Here is a 5,000-nt window from a genome sequence, read left to right on the forward strand (position 1 = left end):
GTTCTTGAATATCATTGTTTGAGCGATATAAATGCGCCTGAATCGTTATCCCTACATTAGGATATTGCTCAGTTGTTTTTTTATAGATGGAAAGAATGTCTGCTGCTTTAGATGATTCTTCCATACTTATCATAAGGGTAGTTCCATGTACTTTTGCCTTCTCTGCCAACTCTATTAAATGAATATAAGATATTTCTGGATCTATAGATAATCCAACATGCGATAAATCGAGTGATACTGTTTGTTTCATAGATAGAGCACCCATATCCCCAATAAGATTCCAAAACTCATTTTTTGCTTTATAACATTCCTCTATATCTAGAATATTTTCCCCTATGTATTCTAGTGAAGTATGATAACCTTTTGCAATTAGTTCTTTTGCTTTCACAATCCCCTCATGTCTCGTTTCTCCGGTAACAAAGCGTTTCGCGGCTTGCAATAATAACGTATAAAGTTCAGTGGATTGTTGTACATAGGATTTTATATGTTCATTTCGTGCAATCGATTTAAATGCCTGAGCTACTTGGAATTCTGGTTTCGTCATCACATTTTCATCCCCTTTAGAACTATTTGATCCAACTATAGCATGCTAAAATGGTTTATATTAGTACCATTTCAACCAAACCTTTATGGTACCAATTTTGATGAAGGGAGCATTTATATGCTTTGGATACCTATTGATCGATCGTTAGATATAAGTTTAATTCGACAGGTTTATCACCAACTACGTGAACGAATATTAAACGGAGAGCTACAATCTGGAGAAAAACTACCATCGACACGGGAATTATCTTCTGAGTTAAGCGTGTCTAGGAATGTAATTTTAGAAGCTTATGATCAATTATTTTCCGAAGGTTTTTTGGTCGCTCGACAAGGAGCTGGGACATTCATTGCCGAAGGGACTTATTTAGAACAACGTAAAAAATCAACTCTAATCGATTCTTTATCTTGGTGCGAAGAAACAAACAAAGACAGTAACATCATTAATTTTCGTTCAGGGATACCAGCATTAGACTTATTTCCACGTAAGGGATGGGCAAAGTTATCTCATACTATATGGAATGAAACACCTCCTTCTACGTTTGGATACGATATTCCCGAAGGGCGTCTCGAATTAAGAAAAGCTTTATCACGCTATTTACTAAAAACAAGAGGAGTTTTTTGTCATCCAGAACAATTGGTAATTACCTCCGGTGCAACTCAAGCTTTAACACTTGTTTCTAAGTTACTTTTGTCAACAGGCGACGAAGTACTAATAGAAGATCCCATCACCAATGACATTCAAACAATTTTTAAAAATTCAGGAGCCTTCCTTTATCCTATACCAGTTGATGATACTGGGATGAATACATCTTTGCTGCCTGCAAATAAAAACCCAAAATTCATCTTCACTACTCCTTCTCATCAGTTTCCTTTAGGAGGAGCGTTACCGATTCAACGACGGGTTCAATTGATTAACTACTCAAGAAAAACAAATTGTTATCTCATTGAAGATGATTATGACAGTGAGTTTCGATATGAAGGCTCACCTGTAAGTTCATTACAGGGATTGGATCCCGAGCGTGTGATATATATAGGTTCATTTAGTAAAATTTTATCACCGGCCCTTAGGATGGGATACTTAGTTCTTCCCTCACACCTTATTGAAAAGTGTCGCAGGGTAAAATGGTTTTCAGATCTACATACATCTTCTTTAAATCAGCTTGTCCTTGCTAAATTTATTGCCGAAGATTATTTGGAACGGCATATTATGAAGATGAAAAAAATCTATAAAAATCGAAGAGACTTCCTTATCCAGCAATTAAAATTAGCATTCTCAAATAAGATCAATATTTTCGGTTATTCTACAGGATTACACCTGATTGTTGAATTCAATCAAGTTCAATTCACCAAAGAATTACTTGAGAAAACCCAACAACTGGGGGTTAAAGTATATCCTGTGGAAGACCACGCCATTGAAAAAGGAAAACATCATAATCGAATTATTATGGGGTATGGACATTTAACAACTGAAGAAATAAAAGAAGGTGTAAGCAGACTACAGAGGGCAATACCTTGTATATATTCTTGTTAATAAATAGACTTTAAAACTCAAAATTAAAGAATCTAACAAATAAGGAAATTCCCCAGGGATTATAAAGAGACTAAAATATTAGTTAAAGTGAGGTAAGTACACAAATGAATCCATTAGCACAATCATATTGGGATACTTATTGGGGAAACAATGAAAAACCAGAATCTGTTACAGCTTGGCAATTTGGTGATTCTCCTGATTATCTCGCTCAATTAGTCATTGATGGTGTGAAAACCGCAACATGCTCCGGCCATATTTTTTATGAATTAGAAAATGAACCACTACCAACAACTAACGATTATAGTATTGTACTCAATAGTCAGGATGAACCTGTAGCTATTATTAAGACAATAGAAGTAACTATAATGCCAATGAATGAAGTAACAGAAGAATTCGCTATCGCAGAAGGCGAAGGCGATCGTACTTATAGTTACTGGAGAGATACCCATATTCAGTTCTTTACAAAGGAACTAAACGAGCTTGGTCTTAGTTTTTCTGAAGATATGCTGCTCGTTTGCGAACGTTTTAAGCTTATCGATGTAAAAAACAAAGTGAAGCTATGATAAATAACCATTTTACCCGAAGTCCATGCTATATAAATATATTTATCTTTAAACAAATAAGCTTGTTATGAATGGATTTCTTGAGCCATTCATAACAAGCTTATTTCATTAAACACAAAAAAGACGAGTCATTCTGACTCGTCTTAAAGTTGCTTGGCGACGTCCTACTCTCACAGGGACAAGGTCCCAACTACCATCGGCGCTAGAGAGCTTAACTTCCGTGTTCGGTATGGGAACGGGTGTGACCTCTCTGCCATCATCACCAAACTATGAAGGCATATTCCTTCAAAACTAGATAACATTTGCTACATATTATATGGTTAAGTCCTCGATCTATTAGTATTCGTCAGCTCCACATGTCACCATGCTTCCACCTCGAACCTATCAACCTGATCATCTTTCAGGGATCTTACTAGCTTACGCTATGGGAAATCTCATCTTGAGGGGGGCTTCATGCTTAGATGCTTTCAGCACTTATCCCTTCCGCACATAGCTACCCAGCTATGCCCTTGGCAGAACAACTGGTACACCAGCGGTGCGTCCATCCCGGTCCTCTCGTACTAAGGACAGCTCCTCTCAAATTTCCTACGCCCACGACGGATAGGGACCGAACTGTCTCACGACGTTCTGAACCCAGCTCGCGTACCGCTTTAATGGGCGAACAGCCCAACCCTTGGGACCGACTACAGCCCCAGGATGCGATGAGCCGACATCGAGGTGCCAAACCTCCCCGTCGATGTGGACTCTTGGGGGAGATAAGCCTGTTATCCCCGGGGTAGCTTTTATCCGTTGAGCGATGGCCCTTCCATGCGGAACCACCGGATCACTAAGCCCGACTTTCGTCCCTGCTCGACTTGTAGGTCTCGCAGTCAAGCTCCCTTATGCCTTTGCACTCTACGAATGATTTCCAACCATTCTGAGGGAACCTTTGGGCGCCTCCGTTACACTTTAGGAGGCGACCGCCCCAGTCAAACTGCCCACCTGACACTGTCTCCCGGGTCGATAAGACCCGTAGGTTAGAATTTCAATACAGTCAGGGCGGTATCCCACCAGCGCCTCCACCGAAGCTAGCGCTCCGGTTTCAATGGCTCCCGCCTATCCTGTACAAACTGTACCAAAATTCAATATCAGGCTACAGTAAAGCTCCACGGGGTCTTTCCGTCCTGTCGCGGGTAACCTGCATCTTCACAGGTACTATAATTTCACCGAGTCTCTGGTTGAGACAGTGCCCAAATCGTTACACCTTTCGTGCGGGTCGGAACTTACCCGACAAGGAATTTCGCTACCTTAGGACCGTTATAGTTACGGCCGCCGTTTACTGGGGCTTCAGTTCAGAGCTTCGCTTACGCTAACCCCTCTCCTTAACCTTCCAGCACCGGGCAGGTGTCAGCCCCTATACTTCGCCTTACGGCTTCGCAGAGACCTGTGTTTTTGCTAAACAGTCGCTTGGGCCTATTCACTGCGGCTTTCCGTTAAGAAAGCACCCCTTCTCCCGAAGTTACGGGGTCATTTTGCCGAGTTCCTTAACCAGAGTTCTCTCGCACACCTTAGGATTCTCTCCTCGCCTACCTGTGTCGGTTTGCGGTACAGGCACCTTTTATCTCGCTAGAAGCTTTTCTTGGCAGCGGGGAATCAAAGACTTCGCTCCATAAGGAGCTTCCCCATCACAGCTCAGCCTTCACGATAAGCGGATTTGCCTACTTATCAGCCTAACTGCTTGGACGTGCACAACCAATCGCACGCTTCTTCTATCCTTCTGCGTCCCTCCATTGCTCAAACGATAAAGAGGTGGTACAGGAATATCAACCTGTTGTCCATCGCCTACGCCTGTCGGCCTCGGCTTAGGTCCTGACTAACCCTGAGCGGACGAGCCTTCCTCAGGAAACCTTAGGCATTCGGTGGACGGGATTCTCACCCGTCTTTCGCTACTCATACCGGCATTCTCACTTCTAAGCGCTCCACCAGTCCTTCCGGTCTGACTTCACTGCACTTAGAACGCTCCCCTACCACTGATACCATTGGTATCAATTCGCAGCTTCGGTGGTGTATTTAGCCCCGGTACATTTTCGGCGCAGAGTCACTCGACTAGTGAGCTATTACGCACTCTTTAAATGGTGGCTGCTTCTAAGCCAACATCCTAGTTGTCTAAGCAACTCCACATCCTTTTCCACTTAATACACACTTTGGGACCTTAGCTGGCGATCTGGGCTGTTTCCCTCTTGACTACGGATCTTATCACTCGCAGTCTGACTCCTAAGGATAAGTCATTGGCATTCGGAGTTTGACTGAATTCGGTAATCCGATGAGGACCCCTAGTTCAATCAGTGCTCTACCTCCAAGACTCTTACACTTAAGGCTAGCCC

At 42.4% G+C, this 5,000-nt stretch carries 3 protein-coding genes and 2 rRNA genes (2 of these 5 only partly in view); 2 read left to right on the forward strand and 3 right to left on the reverse strand.

Features of this window, described 5'->3' with window-relative positions; translation table 11 throughout:
* A protein-coding gene (locus SJY24_RS28845) for a proline dehydrogenase family protein (RefSeq protein WP_377867319.1) crosses the window boundary here: on the reverse strand, nt 1-544 show its 5' portion. 416 nt of this gene lie to the left of the window's left edge; only the first 544 of its 960 coding nucleotides appear in the window; the start codon lies at nt 542-544; the stop codon falls past the left edge of the window.
* 117 nt (nt 545-661) lie between these two features.
* On the opposite strand from SJY24_RS28845, the gene pdxR reads away from it, so the two are divergent.
* Together pdxR and SJY24_RS28855 are read left to right on the forward strand one after the other, a co-directional pair.
* On the forward strand, nt 662-2,074 hold the full coding sequence (pdxR, locus tag SJY24_RS28850; protein ID WP_377867087.1) for a MocR-like pyridoxine biosynthesis transcription factor PdxR: 1,413 nt from the start codon (nt 662-664) through the stop codon (nt 2,072-2,074).
* A 104-nt stretch (nt 2,075-2,178) separates the two neighbouring features.
* A complete protein-coding gene (locus tag SJY24_RS28855) occupies nt 2,179-2,637 on the forward strand; it encodes an ASCH domain-containing protein (RefSeq protein WP_377867088.1) in 459 nt (152 codons plus the stop codon).
* Between the two features lie 151 nt (nt 2,638-2,788).
* Here SJY24_RS28855 and rrf read toward each other — a convergent pair.
* Together rrf and SJY24_RS28865 are read right to left on the reverse strand one after the other, a co-directional pair.
* Nucleotides 2,789-2,904, reverse strand: a 5S ribosomal RNA gene (rrf, locus tag SJY24_RS28860).
* A gap of 49 nt (nt 2,905-2,953) precedes the next feature.
* Nucleotides 2,954-5,000 (reverse strand): 23S ribosomal RNA (locus tag SJY24_RS28865) (it continues 875 nt past the right edge of the window).

Origin of the sequence: Bacillus sp. R86525 (genome assembly GCF_042466195.1) — a bacterium.
Classification (GTDB): domain Bacteria; phylum Bacillota; class Bacilli; order Bacillales; family Bacillaceae_G; genus Bacillus_A; species Bacillus_A nitratireducens.

Bases quoted from the DNA above. Each gene is read 5' to 3' on its own strand.
- pdxR (WP_377867087.1), top strand. From the start codon at position 662: ATGCTTTGGATACCTATTGATCGATCGTTAGATATAAGTTTAATTCGA.
- SJY24_RS28855 (WP_377867088.1), top strand. From the start codon at position 2,179: ATGAATCCATTAGCACAATCATATTGGGATACTTATTGGGGAAACAAT.